General features: G+C 68.0%; 14 protein-coding genes. 9 read left to right on the top strand and 5 right to left on the bottom strand.

What is annotated here, in order from left to right; translation table 11 throughout:
• Window position 1 precedes the first annotated feature (1 nt).
• From AC1RPL_RS15315 to AC1RPL_RS15305, 3 genes are all read left to right on the top strand, one after another.
• The gene (locus AC1RPL_RS15315) at window positions 2-529 is read left to right on the top strand and encodes a GNAT family N-acetyltransferase (RefSeq protein WP_493070325.1); all 528 of its coding nucleotides are present in this window, start codon (window positions 2-4) and stop codon (window positions 527-529) included.
• Window positions 526-1,596 (top strand): chorismate synthase, encoded by a 1,071-nt coding sequence (aroC, locus tag AC1RPL_RS15310; RefSeq protein ID WP_493070323.1) that lies wholly within the window; start codon window positions 526-528, stop codon window positions 1,594-1,596. Before AC1RPL_RS15315 ends, aroC begins: the two co-directional genes overlap by 4 nt.
• Before the next feature lie 144 nt (window positions 1,597-1,740).
• A complete protein-coding gene (locus AC1RPL_RS15305; protein WP_493070321.1) occupies window positions 1,741-2,004 on the top strand; it encodes a hypothetical protein in 264 nt (87 codons plus the stop codon).
• Between the two features lie 101 nt (window positions 2,005-2,105).
• On the opposite strand, the gene AC1RPL_RS15300 is transcribed toward AC1RPL_RS15305, so the two are convergent.
• Entirely contained in the window at window positions 2,106-3,395 is a 1,290-nt protein-coding gene (locus AC1RPL_RS15300) for an adenylosuccinate synthase (protein ID WP_493070319.1), read from the bottom strand.
• A gap of 218 nt (window positions 3,396-3,613) precedes the next feature.
• On the opposite strand from AC1RPL_RS15300, the gene AC1RPL_RS15295 reads away from it, so the two are divergent.
• Window positions 3,614-4,618 carry a fumarylacetoacetate hydrolase family protein gene (locus AC1RPL_RS15295; protein WP_493070317.1) on the top strand — a complete coding sequence of 335 codons (1,005 nt, stop codon included), beginning with the start codon at window positions 3,614-3,616 and terminating at the stop codon, window positions 4,616-4,618.
• A gap of 167 nt (window positions 4,619-4,785) precedes the next feature.
• Window positions 4,786-5,358, top strand: coding sequence for a methylated-DNA--[protein]-cysteine S-methyltransferase (locus AC1RPL_RS15290; RefSeq protein WP_493070315.1), 573 nt, complete (start codon window positions 4,786-4,788; stop codon window positions 5,356-5,358).
• A gap of 95 nt (window positions 5,359-5,453) precedes the next feature.
• Here the strand turns inward: AC1RPL_RS15290 and AC1RPL_RS15285 are convergent, their stop codons facing one another.
• The 4 genes from AC1RPL_RS15285 to AC1RPL_RS15270 are packed head-to-tail and all read right to left on the bottom strand — an operon-like array spanning window position 5,454 to window position 11,977.
• Window positions 5,454-6,014, bottom strand: coding sequence for a 2'-5' RNA ligase family protein (locus AC1RPL_RS15285; protein WP_493070313.1), 561 nt, complete (start codon window positions 6,012-6,014; stop codon window positions 5,454-5,456).
• An 11-nt stretch (window positions 6,015-6,025) separates the two neighbouring features.
• A complete protein-coding gene (locus AC1RPL_RS15280; protein ID WP_493070311.1) occupies window positions 6,026-9,370 on the bottom strand; it encodes an error-prone DNA polymerase in 3,345 nt (1,114 codons plus the stop codon).
• Window positions 9,367-11,340 (bottom strand): Y-family DNA polymerase, encoded by a 1,974-nt coding sequence (locus AC1RPL_RS15275; protein ID WP_493070309.1) that lies wholly within the window; start codon window positions 11,338-11,340, stop codon window positions 9,367-9,369. The genes AC1RPL_RS15280 and AC1RPL_RS15275 overlap by 4 nt, the downstream gene beginning before the upstream one ends.
• Window positions 11,255-11,977 (bottom strand): ImuA family protein, encoded by a 723-nt coding sequence (locus AC1RPL_RS15270; protein WP_493070308.1) that lies wholly within the window; start codon window positions 11,975-11,977, stop codon window positions 11,255-11,257. The genes AC1RPL_RS15275 and AC1RPL_RS15270 overlap by 86 nt, the downstream gene beginning before the upstream one ends.
• A 150-nt stretch (window positions 11,978-12,127) precedes the next feature.
• Between AC1RPL_RS15270 and AC1RPL_RS15265 the strand changes: the two genes are divergently transcribed.
• The 4 genes from AC1RPL_RS15265 to AC1RPL_RS15250 all read left to right on the top strand — a co-directional run bounded on the left by AC1RPL_RS15265 (window position 12,128) and on the right by AC1RPL_RS15250 (window position 17,364).
• On the top strand, window positions 12,128-14,266 hold the full coding sequence (locus AC1RPL_RS15265) for a M3 family metallopeptidase (protein WP_493070307.1): 2,139 nt from the start codon (window positions 12,128-12,130) through the stop codon (window positions 14,264-14,266).
• Window positions 14,263-14,916: a hypothetical protein gene (locus AC1RPL_RS15260; protein WP_493070305.1), complete on the top strand. Its 654-nt coding sequence runs from the start codon at window positions 14,263-14,265 to the stop codon at window positions 14,914-14,916. Before AC1RPL_RS15265 ends, AC1RPL_RS15260 begins: the two co-directional genes overlap by 4 nt.
• A 136-nt stretch (window positions 14,917-15,052) precedes the next feature.
• Complete coding sequence (locus tag AC1RPL_RS15255) at window positions 15,053-16,324, top strand: 3-methyl-2-oxobutanoate dehydrogenase (2-methylpropanoyl-transferring) subunit alpha (protein ID WP_493070303.1); 1,272 nt, start codon at window positions 15,053-15,055, stop codon at window positions 16,322-16,324.
• 35 nt (window positions 16,325-16,359) lie between these two features.
• The gene (locus AC1RPL_RS15250) at window positions 16,360-17,364 is read left to right on the top strand and encodes an alpha-ketoacid dehydrogenase subunit beta (protein WP_493070939.1); all 1,005 of its coding nucleotides are present in this window, start codon (window positions 16,360-16,362) and stop codon (window positions 17,362-17,364) included.
• Window position 17,365 lies beyond the last annotated feature (1 nt).

Genomic DNA, 17,365 nt, shown 5'->3' with positions numbered 1-17,365 from the left:
CATGAGCATTGCGATTCGCCCCGCCCATGGCGGGGATGTGGCGGCGATCGACGCGCTGCTCCGTCGCGTCTTCCCGGCGGAGGACGAGGCGAAGCTGGTCCAGCGGCTCTGCATCGATGGCGACATGGTGCTGACTCTGGTCGCCGATGACGAGGAGAGCGGCGCGCTCGCCGGCATGATCGCGTTCAGCCGGATGGAGGCGGAGATCGCCGGCTTGGCCGTGGCCGCCGTGGCGATGGCGCCGCTCGCGGTGGACAAGGCCTGGCGCAAGCAGGGTGTCGGCGAGGCCCTGGTCCAGGCCGGGATCGCGCATCTCGAGCATGCCGGGGCGATGCTGTGCTTCGTGCTCGGCGAGCCCGGCTATTATGAGCGCTTCGGCTTCGCGGCCGAATGGGCGCAGGGATTTGCCTCCCCCTATGCGGGTGAGTATCTGATGGCGCTGCCGCTCCAGGGCGGCGCCATGCCGTGCGGGATGCGCGGCGCCGCGACGCACGCACCGGCGTTCGCGCAACTGGGCGGGGAACAGTGAGCTTCAACACCTTCGGACGCGTCTTCCGGTTCACCACCTGGGGCGAGAGCCACGGCCCGGCGCTCGGCGCGGTCGTCGACGGCTGCCCGCCGGGGCTGACCCTGTCCGAGGACGATATCCAGCCTTTCCTCGACAAGCGCCGCCCGGGCCAGTCGCGCTTCACGACCCAGCGCCAGGAGCCGGACCAGGTCCGCATCCTCTCGGGCATTTTCGAGGGCCGCACGACTGGGACTCCAATCGCGCTCCACATCGACAATGTCGATCAGCGCTCCAAGGATTATTCGGACGTCGCCAAGGCCTATCGCCCCGGCCATGCCGATTACGCCTATGACGCCAAATACGGCTTTCGCGACTATCGCGGCGGCGGGCGGAGCTCGGCGCGCGAGACCGCGGCGCGGGTCGCGGCGGGCGCGGTGGCGCGGGCGGTGATCCCCGAAGTGGCGATCCTCGCCTGGGTCGAGGCGATCGGCGGCGACGCGATCGACTATGCGAACTTCGATGCCGCCGAGATCGGCAACAACCCGTTCTTCTGCCCCGATGCCGAGGCGGCAAAGCGCTGGGAAGCCTTGGTCGATGGCGCGCGCAAGTCGGGCTCGTCGCTCGGCGCGGTGGTCGCCTGCGAAGCTACGGCCGTGCCGCCGGGCTGGGGGGCGCCGCTCTATGCCAAGCTCGACAGCGAGCTGGCCGCCGCCTGCATGTCGATCAACGCAGTGAAGGGCGTCGAGATCGGCGACGGCTTCGCGGCCGCCGCGCTCACCGGCGAAGAGAATGCCGATGCGATGCGCCCGGGCAACGACGGGCGCCCACATTTCCTCGCCAACCACGCCGGCGGCATCGCCGGCGGCATCTCGACCGGCCAGCCAGTGCGCGTGCGCGTGGCGTTCAAGCCGACCAGCTCGATCCTCACCCCGGTCGAGACGGTGACGCGGGAAGGCGAAGCGACCGAGATCATGACCAAGGGCCGCCACGATCCATGCGTCGGCATCCGCGGCGTGCCGGTGGTCGAGGCGATGGTCGCGCTGGTCCTCGCCGACCAGAAGCTGCTCCACCGCGCCCAAGTCGGCTGAGCCCGACTTCGGCCCGTCCCTTTGCCGGCTCGCCTCGCTGCCGAGGCGTGCGCGCGGCGGGGTTGGCGGAATCGCTTGGAAACAAGCCAGACACGTGCAGCGTCTCGAAGGGACTTCGGCAAAAACCGAGGAGGATTGCCCTGTATGTTGCTGAAAACCCTGATCGGCGCCGCGGCGCTGCTGGCCGCTCCGGCGGCCTTCGCACAGACAACCACAACCCCCACTGACCCGTCGGCGACGACGACGGCGCCTGCCCCCGCGCCCGAACCCGATCCCGCCCCGGCACCTTCGCCGGACGCGACCGCGCCGAATGCGCCGGCGCCCGATGTGGCAACGCCGAACCCGGATCCGACCACGGCCGAAGCGGACAAGGCCGACGCCAGGAAGGGCAAGAAGAAGCCCCACTAAGCAGGGCTAAATATAGAGAAGCGCGCTGTCCCAATTCCGTGGCCGGAGGGACAGCGCGCTTTTTTGCGTCAGTCCGCGAAGGGATCGCGGACCAGGCCAAATCAGTCCGCGAAGGGGTCGCGGACCAGGATCGTGTCCTCGCGCTCGGGGCTGGTCGAGACCAAAGCCACCGGGCACTGGATCAGCTCCTCGACGCGGCGGATATATTTGATCGCCTGGGCCGGCAGCTGCGCCCAGCTGCGCGCGCCGGCAGTCGATTCCTGCCAGCCGGGCATCGTCTCGTAGATCGGCTCGACTGCGGCCTGGTCGGCGGCGTTCGAGGGATAATAATCGAGCGTTTCGCCGCGCAGGCGGTAGCCGGTGCAGATCGCGACTTCGTCGAACCCGTCGAGCACGTCGATCTTGGTCAGTGCGATGCCGGTGATTCCCGAGACCGCCGCCGACTGGCGCAGCAGCACCGCATCGAGCCAGCCGCAACGGCGTTTGCGCCCGGTGACGGTGCCGAACTCGTGCCCGCGCGTGCCGAGCCGCTCGCCCACGTCATTGTCCTGCTCGGTCGGGAAGGGGCCCGATCCGACGCGGGTGGTATAAGCCTTGGCGATGCCGAGCACGAAGCCGACGGCATTGGGTCCGAGCCCGGTGCCCGCCGCCGCGGTGCCCGCCACGGTGTTGGACGACGTCACGAACGGGTAGGTGCCGTGATCGATGTCGAGCAGCACGCCCTGCGCGCCTTCGAACAGGATGCGGCGGCCGCGGCTGCGCGCTTCGTGGAGCATCCGCCACACCGGCTCGGCAAAGGGCAGCACGAAGCCGGCGATCTCGCGCAGCTCGGCGAGCAGCGCGTCGCGGTCGATCGGCGCCTCGCCGAAGCCGGCGCGCAGCGCGTCGTGATGCGCGGCGATGCGGTCGAACTGCGGGCCGAGATCGTCGAGATGCGCCAGGTCGCACACGCGGATCGCGCGGCGGCCGACCTTGTCCTCATAGGCCGGGCCGATGCCGCGCCGCGTCGTGCCGATCTTGCCGGCGCCGCTGGCATCCTCGCGCAGGCCGTCCAGGTCGCGGTGGAAGGGCAGGATCAGTGGGCAGGTATCGGCGATCTTGAGCGTGTCCGGCGTGATCTCTACGCCCTGGCCGCGCAGCTTCTCCACTTCGGCCTTAAGCGCCCAGGGGTCGAGCACCACGCCGTTGCCAATCACCGAAGGGGTGCCGCGCACGATCCCCGAGGGGAGCAGCGACAGCTTGTAGACCTTCTCGCCGACGACCAGCGTATGGCCGGCATTGTGCCCGCCCTGGAAGCGCACCACGACATCGGCACGCTCGGCGAGCCAGTCGACGATCTTGCCCTTGCCTTCGTCACCCCATTGGGCGCCGATAACCGCTACATTTGCCATGGATACGCGTCTCCGCCTGCCGGGGCGGACCCTGGCCGCCCTTCGACAGGGCTCGGCGACCGGGCTTTACGTGTGGCTTGGGGGCAGGGCCCGAAGCCGCGGCGCGAATGGCGCGGGCAGGCGGCAAGGTCAAGCGTTTATGCGCCCCGGATGGCCGACAAGTCGCCTCGACTTGCCCGCGCGCCGGGGTCTATGGTCGGCGCAAAGGAGAGAGACATATGAAGCTCGCAAGCCTGAAGAGCGGCCGCGACGGCAAGCTGGTCGTCGTATCGAGCGACCTGGCCTGGTATGCCGGCGCCGACATGATCGCGCCGACGTTGCAGGCGGCGCTCGACAATTGGGATCGGGTGGAAGGCGATCTGCGCAATCTCGCCACCGATCTCGATCATGAAGCGATCCCGCGCGAGCGCTTCCATGAGCGTTTCGCCGCCGCGCCGCTGCCGCGCGCCTATCAATGGGCGGACGGCTCGGCCTATGTGAACCACGTCGCCCTTGTCCGCCAGGCGCGCGCCGCCGAGATGCCCGACAGCTTCTGGCACGATCCGCTGATGTACCAGGGCGGCAGCGACGGCTTCCTCGGCGCCCGCGATCCGATCCCGCTCGCCGATGAGAGCTGGGGCTGCGACCTGGAAGGCGAAGTGGTGGTCGTCACCGGTGACGTGCCTTTGGGCGCGAGTCGCGAACAGGCGCTCGCCGCGATCCGCCTGGTCGGCCTCACCAACGACGTGTCCCTGCGCAACCTGATCCCCGGCGAGCTCGCCAAGGGCTTCGGCTTCTTCCAGTCCAAGCCGGCCAGTGCCTTCTCGCCTGTGTTCGTCACGCCCGATTCGCTGGGCGACTGGTGGCAGGACGGCAAGCTCCACCGCAAGCTGATGGTCGATGTGAACGGTAAGCCGTTCGGTCGGGCCGAAGCCGGCGAGGACATGACCTTCGATTTCGGCACGCTGATCGCCCATGCCGCCAAGACCCGTGCGCTCGGTGCCGGCACGATCATCGGCTCGGGCACCGTCTCGAATCGCGGCGAGGATGGTGGTCCGGGCAAGCCGGTGAGCGAAGGCGGCGTGGGCTATTCCTGCCTCGCCGAGATCCGCACGATCGAGACGATCCGCGGCGGCAAGCCGGAGACCCCCTTCCTCAAGGCCGGGGACACGGTGCGTATCTGGGCGGAGGACGACAGGCACCACCCGATCTTCGGCGTGATCGAGCAGACCGTCGGAGGCTGATTTCCTCTGGTTCCCCGGCGAAGGCCGGGGCCAGGGTTATAAAGCTACGTCCTGCTTGGCTCTGGGCCCCGGCCTTCGCCGGGGAACAGCCCAAATCGCCACCGGAAACGGGTTGCGAACCTGTGGTGGTACTCCGATCTCCAGCCTGAAACAGGCAGGCAAGCACCATGATCGACGAGACCAGCTACACCCTGTGCGAGACCCGGGCCGGCTTCGCCGCGATCGGCTGGAACGCAAGGGGCATCAACAGCTTCCGGTTGCCGGCGGGTGCCGCGCGGGAAGCGGAGCGGGCGTTGCTTCGGCGCTTGCCGAATGCGAAACCGGCAGCCCCACCCACGCCGGTGCAGGCCGTGATCGACGATGCGCGGCGCTACTTCGCCGGCGAGCGCGTCGACTTCGCGCACGTGCCTGTCGATCTCGGCCCGCAACAGCCTTTCTTCGACCGTGTCTATGGCGCGGTGCGCCAGCTCGGTTGGGGCGAGACGGCGACTTATGGCGCGATCGCCAGGATGCTCGAGGCGGGGCCGGAGTTCGCTCGCGACGTCGGCCAGGCAATGGCGGGCAACCCGGTGCCGCTGATCATCCCCTGCCACCGCGTGACCGCCGCGAATGGGCGGATCGGCGGCTTCTCGGCGCCAGGCGGCTCGCATTCCAAGGCGCATATGCTCGGACTTGAGGGCGTGGAGGTGCGCGATGGTGTCGTCACGCGCGACCTGCCGCAGCTCGGGCTAGGTTTCTAGCGGCATGTCCCCCGGCGAAAGCCGGGGCCCAGGGTCACAAGCGATCCGGCAGAGAAACTCTGCGTCCCGACTTTCGCCGGGGAACAGAGCTAGCGCTAGAAGCCGAGCGATCCCTGGCGAGTCTCGAGATTCCAGCAGCCCAGCACCTGATGGCCTTTGCCATGGATGCTGTTGATCAGCAGCAGCTGATCGACGCGCCAGCTGATCGGCTGGACCGGAATATTGCGTTGCTGCCATTCCTCATAAGTCAGCGAGGAATGCGGCTTGAATTCATAGTCGAGAACATCGACCCCGAAGGTTTCCAGCCGTGCTACTAGCAGGCGCTGCAGTTCAAGCAGCGCCTGCATCCTGTTTCCGACGAGCGCATTTCCGCTGATCCGGTTAAGCGTCACTTCGAACGGTTCAGCCTGCAAGGACGCGGCTGCGCGGCAGATTAGATCGAGTTCATCCGGCGAAATCATCCGAATATCCCCGAACGGCAGCAGCGTGATGTGGAAACGCTCGGCGGCATATCGCCGCGAAAACTCAAATCGACGCCGCAATCCATCCATGGCTGCCGCCTGCTCGGGATACGGCTTGATCATGAAATAAAGCAGCTGATCGTCTCGCCGTAGCTGTTGCTCGAATACGGCGCCGTGCGTGGTCGGTATCATCATCGGTTATGCTCCTAATGAAAGTCCCTTGAGCGCACCGGGATCAGGTCCGGCGCCTTGAGGCTGCGGCGCGGCGGCCAGCTTTCGAGCGCGCGCTGGCGGGGCAGCTTGAGGCGCTCGCGCGGGTCGATCGTGCCGCCATGCGTCGCCCCGTCGCCGGGCATGGTCATCCGTGGCAGGTCGAGCTCGCCGACTTCGCGCAGCCAGGGCGTGAGATCGGTGATCTGCTCCGCCACGAGGTGGATCACGATCCCCTCGCGCTGCACCTTCCCGCGGATCGCCAGCATCGTCGCCGACATCACGGTGCGCCGGTTCGCCTCGAACCGGTCGGCCCAGAGCACGGCATTGGCGATGCCGGTCTCGTCCTCCAGCGTGACGAACACCACGCCCTTGGCACTGCCCGGCCGCTGGCGGACGAGGATGAGGCCGGCGACTTCCACCCGCGCGCCGTCCTTCATGTTGAGCAGATCGCCGCACGGCCGAATCCGCCGCGCCGCCAGCCGGTCGCGCAGGAAGCTCAAGGGATGCGCGCGCAGCGACAATTGCGTGGCGCGGTAATCCTCCACCACTTCGCGCCCCGCGCTGAGCGGCAGCAGCGCGACTTCGGGCTCGGTCGCCTCCGCCACGGTCGCGCCTTCGCGGGCATCGGCGGCGCTGAACAGGTCGAGCGGCGCCTGGCCCAGCCCCTTGATCGCCCATAGCGCCTGGCGCCGGTTGAGGCCCAGCGCCTGGAAGGCGTCCGCCCGCGCCAGCCGCTCCAGCGCGGCGGGCTTCACCCGCGATCGGCGCCACACGTCTTCGATCGAGGTGAAGGGCGCCTGAGCACGGGCGCGCAGGATCGCCTCGGCATCGACCTGCGCCAGCCCCTGCACGATCCGCATGCCCAGCCGCATCGGCCGCATGCTCGCCCAATCCGCGTCGGTGCCGCAGAAAGCTTTGTGTCGGGCGCGCGGGTTCGCGCCCTCGGACACCATCCGCGTGTCCCAGTCGCTGTCGTTGATGCAGACGGCACGCGCCTCGACCCCGTGGCTGCGCGCATCGCGGATCAGCTGGGCGGGCGCATAGAAGCCCATCGGCTGCGCGTTGAGCAGCGCGGTGCAGAACACGTCGGGGTGATGGCATTTCATCCAGCTGGAAGCGTAGGCGATCTTGGCGAAGCTGGCGGCGTGGCTCTCGGGGAAGCCGTAATTGCTGAAGCCCTTGATCTGCTCGACCAGCCGCTCGGCGAAATCCTGGCTGATCCCGCGTTCGAGCATGCCGCTGATCAGCTTGGGGCCGAACTCGCCGATATCGCCGCTCGACTTGAACGTCGCCATCGCGCGCCGCAACCGGTCGGCCTCGCTGGCCGTGAAGCCTGCGCCCTTGATCGCCACCTGCATCGCCTGTTCCTGGAACAGCGGCACGCCCAGCGTCTTTTCCAGCACTTCCTTGAGCGCCGGCGAGGGATAGTCGACCAGCTTCGGGTCCTGCCGGCGCTTCAGATAGGGATGGACCATGTTGCCCTGGATCGGCCCCGGCCGCACGATCGCGACCTGGATCGCGATGTCGTAAAAATTCACCGGCTTCATCCGAGGCAGCATCGACATCTGCGCGCGGCTTTCGATCTGGAACACGCCGAGCGTGTCCGCCTGCTGGATCATCTCATAGGTACGCGGATCGTCCTCCTGCATCAGGGGCGACGCCATGGTGAGATGCATCTGCTTGTGCGCGGCGAGCAGGTCGAAGGTGCGCCGCATGCAGCCGAGCATGCCGAGGCCCAGGATATCGACCTTCATGAAGCCCAGCTCCTCGATATCGAGCTTTTCCCATTCGATGACCCGGCGATCGACCATCGCCGCGGGCTCGACCGGGATCAGGTCGTGCAGCTTGTCGCGGGTCAGCACGAAGCCGCCGGGATGCTGGGAAAGGTGGCGCGGCGTGCCGATCAGCTCGCGCGCAAGTTGCAGCGTCAGCGCCAGGCGCGGATCGCTGCGGTCGAGATTCAGCGCATCGGCATGCTTGTCGTCGACATCGTTCGACCAGCCCCAGACCTGCGAGGAGAGCGCCGCGGTCAGGTCCTCCGGCAACCCCATCGCCTTGCCGACTTCGCGCAATGCGCCTCGCGAGCGGAAGCGGCTGACCACCGCGGTCAGCGCGGCATGGTCCTGGCCGTAATTCTCGTAGATCCACTGGATCACTTCCTCGCGCCGCTCATGCTCGAAATCGACATCGATGTCGGGCGGCTCCTTGCGCTCGGTCGAGATGAAGCGCTCGAACAGCAGTTGGTGCTTGATCGGATCGATCGAAGTGATGCCGAGCGCGAAGCAGATCACCGAATTGGCGGCACTGCCGCGCCCCTGGCAGAGGATGTGCTGGCTGAGCGCGAACTGGACGATCGAATTTACCGTCAGGAAATAGGGCGCGTACTGCATTTCCGCGACCAGCCCGAGCTCGTGTTTGAGCAGGTCCTGGTGCGCCTGGGACGGCTTGCCGGCGAAGCGCTGCTTGAGCCCGTTCCAGGCGAGCGCGGACAGCGCCTCCTGCGCGCTGCGGCCATGGATGACTTCCTCTTCGGGATATTGGTGTTCCAGGTCGCGCAAGCTGAAGGTGCAGCGCTCGGCGATCGCTTCGGAAGCCGCGATCGCTTGCGGATAGTCGCGGAAGCGCCGCGCCATTTCTTGCGGAGACTTGAGATGCCGGTCGGCGCTGCGCTCGCGGCGGAAGCCGAGCTCGTCGATCGTGCATTTCTCACGGATCGCCGTGACCACATCCTGGAGCATGCGCCGGTCGGGCGTGTCGTAGAGCACGTCGCCGGTGGCGAGCGATGTCAGGCCGAAGCGCTGGGCGGCGAGGTTCAGTTCGTGCAGCCGCATCGCATCGTTCGGCCGGCGGTGCTGGGTCAGGCAGACATGGCCGCGCTTTTCGAACACATCCGCCATCCAGCGCAACGCCAGTGGATCGCCGGTATCGGCCAGCCCGGGGACGAGCGCGCCGACCATGCCCTCAGCCGCGCCGGCCAGATCCTCCCAATGGAGGAAGCACTGGCCCTTCTCGCCCTTCTGCGCATCGGCGCGACCCTTGCCGAGCGTGAGCAGCCGGGTGAACCGCGACCAGGCGGCGCGGTCCTCGGGCCAGACCAGCACCGAAGAGCCATCGACCAGGTCGAGCCGGCAGCCGGCGATCATCCGGATCGGGATGCCGAGTTGGCTGAACTGCTCGGCGGCGACCAGCGCGCGCACCACCCCGCCCACCGAATTGCGGTCGACGATACCGAGCGCGGGAAGGCCGAGCAGCGCCGCCTGGCGGAACAGCTCCTCGGGCGAGGACGCCCCGCGCAGGAACGAGAAATGCGTCGTCACCTGGAGCTCCGAATAGGTCATCCGAACACCCCGTGGAGATACCAGCTGAGGTCGCCGGTCACGGCGCGCTCGCCGTCGCCCGAGCGGAACAGCCAGTAGCGCCGGCCCGCCTCGTCCTCGACGCGGAAATAGTCGCGCACGCTCATCCGCTCGGCATCGCGCTTCCACCATTCGCCCTGGATGCGTTCGGGCCCGTCGGCATGGACGACGCGGTGCGCGCATCCGCGCCAGGTGAAGCGGCGCGGGGCATGGTCGGGCAGCTCGGCCATGACATGGTCCAGCCGCTCGGGCCGGGCGAGCAGCCGCGCCGGCTTGGGCCATTCGGGGTGCCAGGGATGGAGCGCAGGATTACGGTCGAGCTGGCGGATATCGTCGATCTTCGCGCGCACGGCGCCGCGTGTCGGCGGATCGAGCACGGCCATCCGCGCCGTCGACCGCTCGGGCACGTCGCTCTCGACCGGCCGCATCCGCCACATTGCCGCCAACCCGATCCGCGTCGCCAGCGTATCGACCAGGGTGGCGAGGTCGGGTGCCGCCTCTTCGTCGAGCCGCTCGACCACCGGCTCCGGCCCCAGAACCCCGGCACGGCGGACATGCAGCGTGATCGCGTCGATGCCGTATCCCGGCTCGACATCCTCGATGCGGCGCGTGAGCAGGCGAAGCAGGTGCGCGGGGTCGCGGTTCGGCCGGGCCAGGCCGATGCGGATGCGCTGCGGCACGCCGTCGATCCGCTCGGCAATGCATTCCAGCGCCTGCACGCCAAGCCCCTCGGCCTCGAGCGCGGCCGCCAGGCGCGGGGTGAGCACGCCCAGCCAATGCGCGATCGCCTCGGCCGTCGCGATCGGCTCGGCGAAGCGCTGCTGGACGGCGATGCTTTCCGGCGGGATGACGGGATCGAGCGGCTCGGCGATCCGGCCCAAGGCCTGGTCGAGCCGCAGGACCGTGCCGGCACCGAAACGCCGGACCAAAGGCGCGCGGGGTAGGGCGGCGAGCTGGCCGATCCGGTCGATGCCCAGCCGCTTGAGCAATTCCACCGCCGCTTCGTCGATGCGCAGCGCCGGGGTGGGCAGCTCGGCGAGCGCACGTGCCTGCGCGCCGGGCGGGCAGATGCAATTGCCGTGGAAGCGTGCCAGCGCCCAGGCCGCGCCCACCGTATCGGCGATCGCGATCCGCGCGGTGAAGCCAGCGCGCGCGAGCAGGCGGATCAGGTGCCGCGCCATCTTCTCCTCGCCACCGAACAGATGCGCGGTGCCGCTCAGGTCGAGCAACAGCCCGTCGCTGCCCGACAGCGCGACCACCGGCGACCAGCGCCGCGCCGCGAGGATGGCAAGGCTCCGGAGCGAGGCGATATCGCCTTCGAGGTCGGCCGGACGGATATCGAGCCCCGGCACCTGCGCCCGCGCCTGGGTAACCGCCATGCCGGGGCGCAGGCCCAGTGCCTGCGCGGCAGGGCAGGCGGCGGCGATCTCGACGCGGCTGCCGTTGCGGAGCGAGGTGATGAGGGGGCCTAATTCCTCCCCCAGCTTGTCTGGGGGAGGGGGACCATTGCGCAGCAATGGTGGAGGCGCGCGCCGGGCACCGGCGCGTTGCGCCGGCTCCTCCACCACGTCCTTCGGACGCGGTCCCCCTCCCCGAGCGAGCTCGGGGAGGAATTTAGCGGGCGCACCCCCGTCATCCGGCCGCATCGCGCGAAACGGGTTCGCCGCCGCCTCGTCGCGCCGCCCTACCTCATGCTTCGCCTTGCGCCGCTCGACCGGCGGTAGCGCGGCCTTGCCGAGTTCGTCCTCGCGCGCCCAGCGCGCACCGGGGCGCCATCCGCCGCCGCGCGGGACCGAACAGGCATGTTCCTGCTCCTTCGCCACGGCGTCGCGCAGCGGATCGAGCGAGGCTTGCGGGCGCGGCGGCTCAGGCCGCGCGCCGGGGCGCGCTTCCGCCCGCCACAGCCTTTCGATGGGCCATAGCGGGAGGAAGAGCGCAGCGACCCGTTGCATCGCATGCCTCCACTGTCAGTTCGAAACCTTCGCCCCCCTTTTGCCGCGCCAGTTCGAGCTTCCAGCGCGGCCGCCCGACGCCCTCCACCGGCAGCGGCGTCGACGGCGCGCAGGCCACCCGCCAGCGCGTCACAGCCGCCGAGGGCATGCCGATCGGATCGCTGCCCTCGCGCGCCGCACGCTTGAGCAGCAGCGCGATCGTCCGCCCGCCCTCGGCCGCCAGCTGCAGCCGCCGCGTCGCGGTCATGTCCGCCCGCTTGGCCTCGCCGATCACCGCGCCGAGCCCGCGGTGGCGCAGCCCTTCCTCCATCACCGCCAGCAGCTCGGCATCGTCCTTCGCCTCGGCATAGATCAGCCGCTTGGGATCGAGCCCCGACTGGGCCAGCCCCGGCGCGAACAGGTCGCGCCGCCGCACCACCCACAGCACCGGCCCCCAGGCGCGCGCCGCCAGTCCGGCAAGGAAAAGCGTCGCCGCGCAATCATCGGCCATGTCGCTGGTGCCCCCCGCGACTTCGTGCAGCGCATCGAGCCGCAGGCCTCCATCCGCAAGCCGCGAATCGATCGCCTCGATCCCGAAGGGCAAGGCCGGGCGCCGGCGAAAACCGCCAGTTTCCAGACCGCTCAGGGTCTCGCGCAATTGCTTCAGAACGGCAGGATCGGCCACTATGCTCACGACTCGGGAAAAGAATGTTCCTATTCTGTTCCTTATCGCCCCAGAGTCAATTGCCATTCCGCGGCACGCCCCTAAGCTCGGCTCCATTCACCGATTTCAGGGAGATCCCGGACCTTGATCCGCAACCTCAGCCGCCGTCAGGCGCTTCTCGGCACCAGTGCAATGCTCGCAACACCATTCCTGGGGAGCCTGATGGCCCAAGCCGCCGACACCGTAGATGCCTCCCCCCTGCTCGCGCCCTGGCCCGGCAATTATGGCGGCGTGCCCCCCTGGGACAAGTTCCGCGCGGACATGTTCCCCGCCGCCTTCGAGGCCGGCATCGCCGCGCAGCGCCAGGAGATCCATGCGATCCGCGACAGGCGCAACGCCTCGACCTTCCACAGCGTGATCGAACCGATGCAGAATGCCGGCGAGACGATGGACCGGGTCCAGGCCGCCTGGGGTGTCTACACCAGCAACCTCGCAGACAAGCAGGTCCAGGCGATCGACCGCGAATGGAGCCCGAAGCTTGCCAAGGCGAGCGACGAGCTGTTCCTCGATCCGCTGCTCTTCGCCCGCGTGAAGGGCGCCTACGACACGCGCGCCAGCCAGAAGCTCGACGCCCAGCAGACGCGCCTGCTCGAGCGCACCTATCGCGGCTTCGTCCGCCGCGGCGCCGCGCTCTCCGACGCCGAGCGCGCGGAAGTGACCCGTCTCAACCAGGCGCTTGCCAGCGCCTTCTCCGATTTCGGCCGCAAGCTGCTGGCGGACGAGGAGACCTGGACCGTCCTCGACAGCGAGGCGCAGCTCGCCGGCCTGCCCGACAGCTTCAAGGCCTCGCTCGCCAGCGCCGCCGCCGAGCGCGGGCTCGCGGGGAAGTGGGCGGTGGTCAACACCCGCTCCTCGGTCGCGCCCTTCCTGACCTATGCCATCGACCGGTCCTTGCGCGAAAAGGTCTGGCGCGCCTTCGTGATGCGCGGCGACAATGGCAATGCGAACGACAACAAGGCCGGCATCGCCGAGATCCTCAAGCTGCGCCAGCAGCGCGCCAGGCTGCTCGGCTTCAAGAACCATGCCTGGTTCCGCATGGACGACACCATGGCCGAGACCCCGGCCAATGCGATGAAGCTGATGATGGCGGTATGGCCCGCCGCCCGCGCCCGCGTGGCCGAAGAGGTCGCCGACATGCAGGCGCTCGCCGACAAGGAAGGCGCCAAGATCACCATCGAGCCCTGGGACTATCGCTTCTATGCCGAGAAAGTGCGCAAGGCGAAGTACGACCTCGATGAGAGCGAAGTGAAGCCCTATCTCGAGCTCACCAACATCCTCCAGGGCGCCTTCTACGCCGCCGGCCGGCTCTACGATCTTGGCTTCAAGGAAGTGAAGGACGTGCCGGTGTTCGATCCGGCCGTGCGCACCTTCGAAGTGACCGACACGCGCACCGGCAAGAACATCGGCATCTTCTATTTCGACGGCTATGCCCGTTCCGGAAAACGCTCGGGCGCCTGGGCCACGCGCTATCGCGGCCAGCAGAAGTTCGGCGGCGTGCGCAACACGCTGGCCTCGAACAACAACAATTTCGTGCGAGGCGGCGCCGGCGAGCCGACTTTGATCAGCCTCGACGATGCCACCACGCTGTTCCACGAGTTCGGCCACGCGATCCACAGCCTGCTCCAGAACATCACCTATCCCGGGCTCGCCGGCACGCCGCGCGACTTCGTCGAATATCCCAGCCAGGTGAACGAGAATTGGCTGCTCACCCGCGACGTGCTCGACAAATATGCGAAGCACTACAAGACCGGCGCGCCGATGCCCCAGGCGCTGGTCGACAAGATCGAGAAGTCGTCCACCTTCAACCAGGGCTTCGACACGGTCGAATATCTCGCCTGCGCGATCCTCGACATGCAGTTGCACGATCGCGAGACGCCGGTCACCGATATCGCTGCGTTCGAGAAGGAAGCATTGGCCGCGCTCGGTATGCCCAGGGAGATCGCGCTGCGCCACCGGCTGCCCCAGTTCAGCCATCTCTTCTCGTCGGACGCCTATTCGGCGGGCTATTATTCGTACCTCTGGTCGGAGACGATGGACGCGGACACCTGGGCGGCGTTCCAGGAAACCGGCGATGTCTGGGACAAGAAGACGGCCGACCGCTTCCGCGCCACCCTGCTTTCCACCGGCAACGAAACCGACCGCAAGCTGGCCTATCGCGCGTTCCGGGGGAGGGATCCCGACGTGTCGGCGCTGTTCAAGCGGCGCGGGTTTCCGGTGGCGTGAGGGCCGCGCTTGCCGCCGCGCTGTTGCTCCTCGCGCCGGGCATCGCCCGGGCGCAGGACGCGCCGCCGCCCAAGACCCATTATCTCCCGCCCGGTTTCGCGCCCAACAAGGACGGCTTCCTCGAATCCTGGTTCGGCCTGCATCTCGCCAACATGGAAGAGCCGGTGCTGTGGGCGCCGCATGCGCTGGATGGCTATCGCAGTCGCTTCCGCATGCTGGTGCTGCCGACCTTCGACCAGCCCTATGTGATCGGCATCGACCAGCCCACCGATGGCCGGCTTGCGGTGCGCTACACGCGTACCAAGGGCCGCGGCGGCTATGGCGGCGGTTCAATCGATGAATGGCGGACCGGCACGCTAGCCGCCGATTCGTTCACGCGGGTGACCGCGGCGCTTGCCGCCGCCCGCTTTGCCGAACGCCTGCCCGACAACCGGGGCGGCTATGAGTTCGCCGGCGCGGGGCGACGCGACGACATGATCGGCTGCCTGGACGGCACGCAACTCGTCTTCGAGCTGCTTGACGGCACGGGCCATCACGTCATCACCCGCCACGAGTGCAGCCTCGACGTCCCGACGCGCGCGCTCGCAGCGGCGACCCTGCACGCAGCGGAGATCGTGCCGGATCCGCTGCGCGGCGACCCCGATCCTTGAGGGAATTCCCATCGGAACGGGCGGCATTTCAGGTCAGTATGACTGACCTTATTGCGCAGCGCTTTGAAATTTTATAACAAGGTGCCAAACACGAGTCCCGCGCGTTTGGTGACGGGAATCTTTGTCCGGAGAGCCCATGTCGATCGAACGCGATCGCGCCAATTTGCCCCCGCTTGCGCTGCACGTGCCCGAGCCGCGATTCCGGCCGGGCGACGAGGCGGACTTCAGCGATGTCGACGTGCCGCCCGCCGGCGCCACCCGCCGCCCCGACACCGCCGATGCCGCCTCCAGCTTCCATGAGCTGGCGTACGGCCTCGTCCGCGTGCTCGATGATTCGGGCCAGGCAGTCGGCCCCTGGGATCCGCGGCTCGACGCAGACGCCAAGCGCCGCATGCTGCGCAACATGGCGCTCACCCGCGCCTTCGACGAGCGCATGTTCCGCGCCCAGCGCCAGGGCAAGACCAGCTTCTACATGAAGTCCACCGGCGAGGAGGCGGTGTCGATCGCCGCGGCGATGGCGCTGGCCGGCGACGACATGTGCTTCCCCTCCTATCGCCAGCAGGGCATCCTGATCACGCGCGGTTATCCGATCGTGCAGATGATGAACCAGATCTATTCGAACAAGGCCGACCCGCTCGAAGGCCGCCAGCTGCCGATCATGTATTCCTCGAAGGAATATGGCTTCTTCTCGATCTCCGGAAACCTCGCCACGCAATACCCGCAGGCCGTGGGCTGGGCGATGGCGAGCGCGGCCAAGGGCGACACCCGCATCTCCGCCACCTGGTGCGGCGAAGGCAGCACCGCCGAAGGGGATTTCCACTCGGCGCTGACCTTCGCGACGGTCTACAAGGCGCCGGTCATCTTCAACGTCGTCAACAACCAATGGGCGATTTCGAGCTTCTCGGGCTTCGCCGGGGCCGAGGCGACCACCTTCGCGGCGCGCGCGATCGGCTATGGCATCGCCGGGCTGCGCGTCGACGGCAATGACGCGCTGGCAGTGTACGCGGCTACCCAATGGGCCGCCGAGCGCGCGCGGACCAACCAGGGCCCGACGCTGATCGAGCATTTCACCTATCGCGCCGAAGGCCATTCGACCTCGGACGATCCCACCGCCTATCGCTCGGCCGGCGAGCCCAATGCCTGGCCGCTCGGCGATCCGATCCGGCGCTTGAAGGAGCATCTCATCGCGCTCGGCGAATGGGATGAAGAGCACCACGCCGCGCAGGACCTCGAACTCGCCGAGCTGGTCAAGGTCGCCCAGAAGGAAGCCGAGAAGAACGGCATCCTCGGCCACGGCATGCACCAGCCCTTCGAATCGATGTTCGAGGGGGTGTTCGAGACCATCCCCTGGCATTTGAAGGAACAGCAGCAGCAGATGCTCGACGAGCAGAAGGCGGCGGGCCTGTGAGCGACCTGACCCAGGAACAGGGCGCCAGCGTCCACATGAACATGATCCAGGCGATCAACTCGGCCATGGACGTGATGATGGCGCGCGATCCCAACGTCATCGTGATGGGCGAGGATGTCGGCTATTTCGGCGGCGTCTTCCGCGCCACTGCGGGCCTGCAGGCGAAGTACGGCAAGACCCGCGCCTTCGACACGCCGATCACCGAGATCGGCATCATGGGCGTCGCGATCGGCATGGGCGCCTATGGCCTGCGCCCCGTTCCCGAGATCCAGTTCGCCGATTACATCTATCCGGCACTCGACCAGCTCGTCTCCGAAGCCGCGCGCCTGCGCTATCGCTCGGCGGCGGACTTCATCGCGCCGATCACGATCCGCTCGCCTTATGGCGGCGGCATCTTCGGCGGGCAGACCCACTCGCAGAGCCCCGAGGGCATCTTCACGCACGTATCGGGCATGAAGACGGTGATCGCCTCGACGCCGTACGACGCCAAGGGCTTGCTGATCGCCGCGATCGAGGACAATGACCCCGTCCTCTTCCTCGAGCCCAAGCGCATCTACAACGGCCCGTTCCACGGCCATTACGACCGCCCGGCCAAGACCTGGGCCGATCACCCCGGTGCGCAGGTGCCGGAGGGCTATTACCGCGTCGAACTCGGTAAGGCCGCGGTCGTGCGCCCCGGCGAAGCGGTGACGATCCTTTGCTACGGCACGATGGTCCATGTCGTTGCCAACACGGTCGAGGAAATGGGCATCGACGCCGAGATCGTCGACCTGCGCACGCTCGTGCCGCTCGACATCGAGACGATCGAGGCGTCGGTGAAGAAGACCGGCCGCTGTATGATCGTCCACGAGGCGACGCGCACCTCGGGCTTCGGCGCCGAGCTTTCGGCGCAGGTGCAGGAGCGCTGCTTCTACCATCTCGAAGCCCCGATCGAACGCGTTACCGGCTTCGACACGCCCTATCCGCATAGCCTGGAATGGGCCTATTTCCCCGGCCCGGTGCGTATCGGCACGGCGCTCAAGAAAATCCTGAAGGACTGAC

This window comes from Sphingomonas sp. GW821-FHT12D09 (assembly GCF_058807215.1).
Note: the sequence above shows the minus strand (reverse complement) of the source record. Positions and strands in the feature narration are given on the sequence as shown.

Coding starts and splice junctions, on each gene's coding strand:
- AC1RPL_RS15315 (WP_493070325.1), top strand. CDS start 2: ATGAGCATTGCGATTCGCCCCGCCCATGGCGGGGATGTGGCGGCGATC.
- AC1RPL_RS15305 (WP_493070321.1), top strand. CDS start 1,741: ATGTTGCTGAAAACCCTGATCGGCGCCGCGGCGCTGCTGGCCGCTCCG.
- AC1RPL_RS15300 (WP_493070319.1), bottom strand. CDS start 3,395: ATGGCAAATGTAGCGGTTATCGGCGCCCAATGGGGTGACGAAGGCAAG.
- AC1RPL_RS15295 (WP_493070317.1), top strand. CDS start 3,614: ATGAAGCTCGCAAGCCTGAAGAGCGGCCGCGACGGCAAGCTGGTCGTC.
- AC1RPL_RS15290 (WP_493070315.1), top strand. CDS start 4,786: ATGATCGACGAGACCAGCTACACCCTGTGCGAGACCCGGGCCGGCTTC.
- AC1RPL_RS15285 (WP_493070313.1), bottom strand. CDS start 6,014: ATGATGATACCGACCACGCACGGCGCCGTATTCGAGCAACAGCTACGG.
- AC1RPL_RS15280 (WP_493070311.1), bottom strand. CDS start 9,370: ATGACCTATTCGGAGCTCCAGGTGACGACGCATTTCTCGTTCCTGCGC.
- AC1RPL_RS15275 (WP_493070309.1), bottom strand. CDS start 11,340: ATGCAACGGGTCGCTGCGCTCTTCCTCCCGCTATGGCCCATCGAAAGG.
- AC1RPL_RS15255 (WP_493070303.1), top strand. CDS start 15,053: ATGTCGATCGAACGCGATCGCGCCAATTTGCCCCCGCTTGCGCTGCAC.
- AC1RPL_RS15250 (WP_493070939.1), top strand. CDS start 16,360: ATGAACATGATCCAGGCGATCAACTCGGCCATGGACGTGATGATGGCG.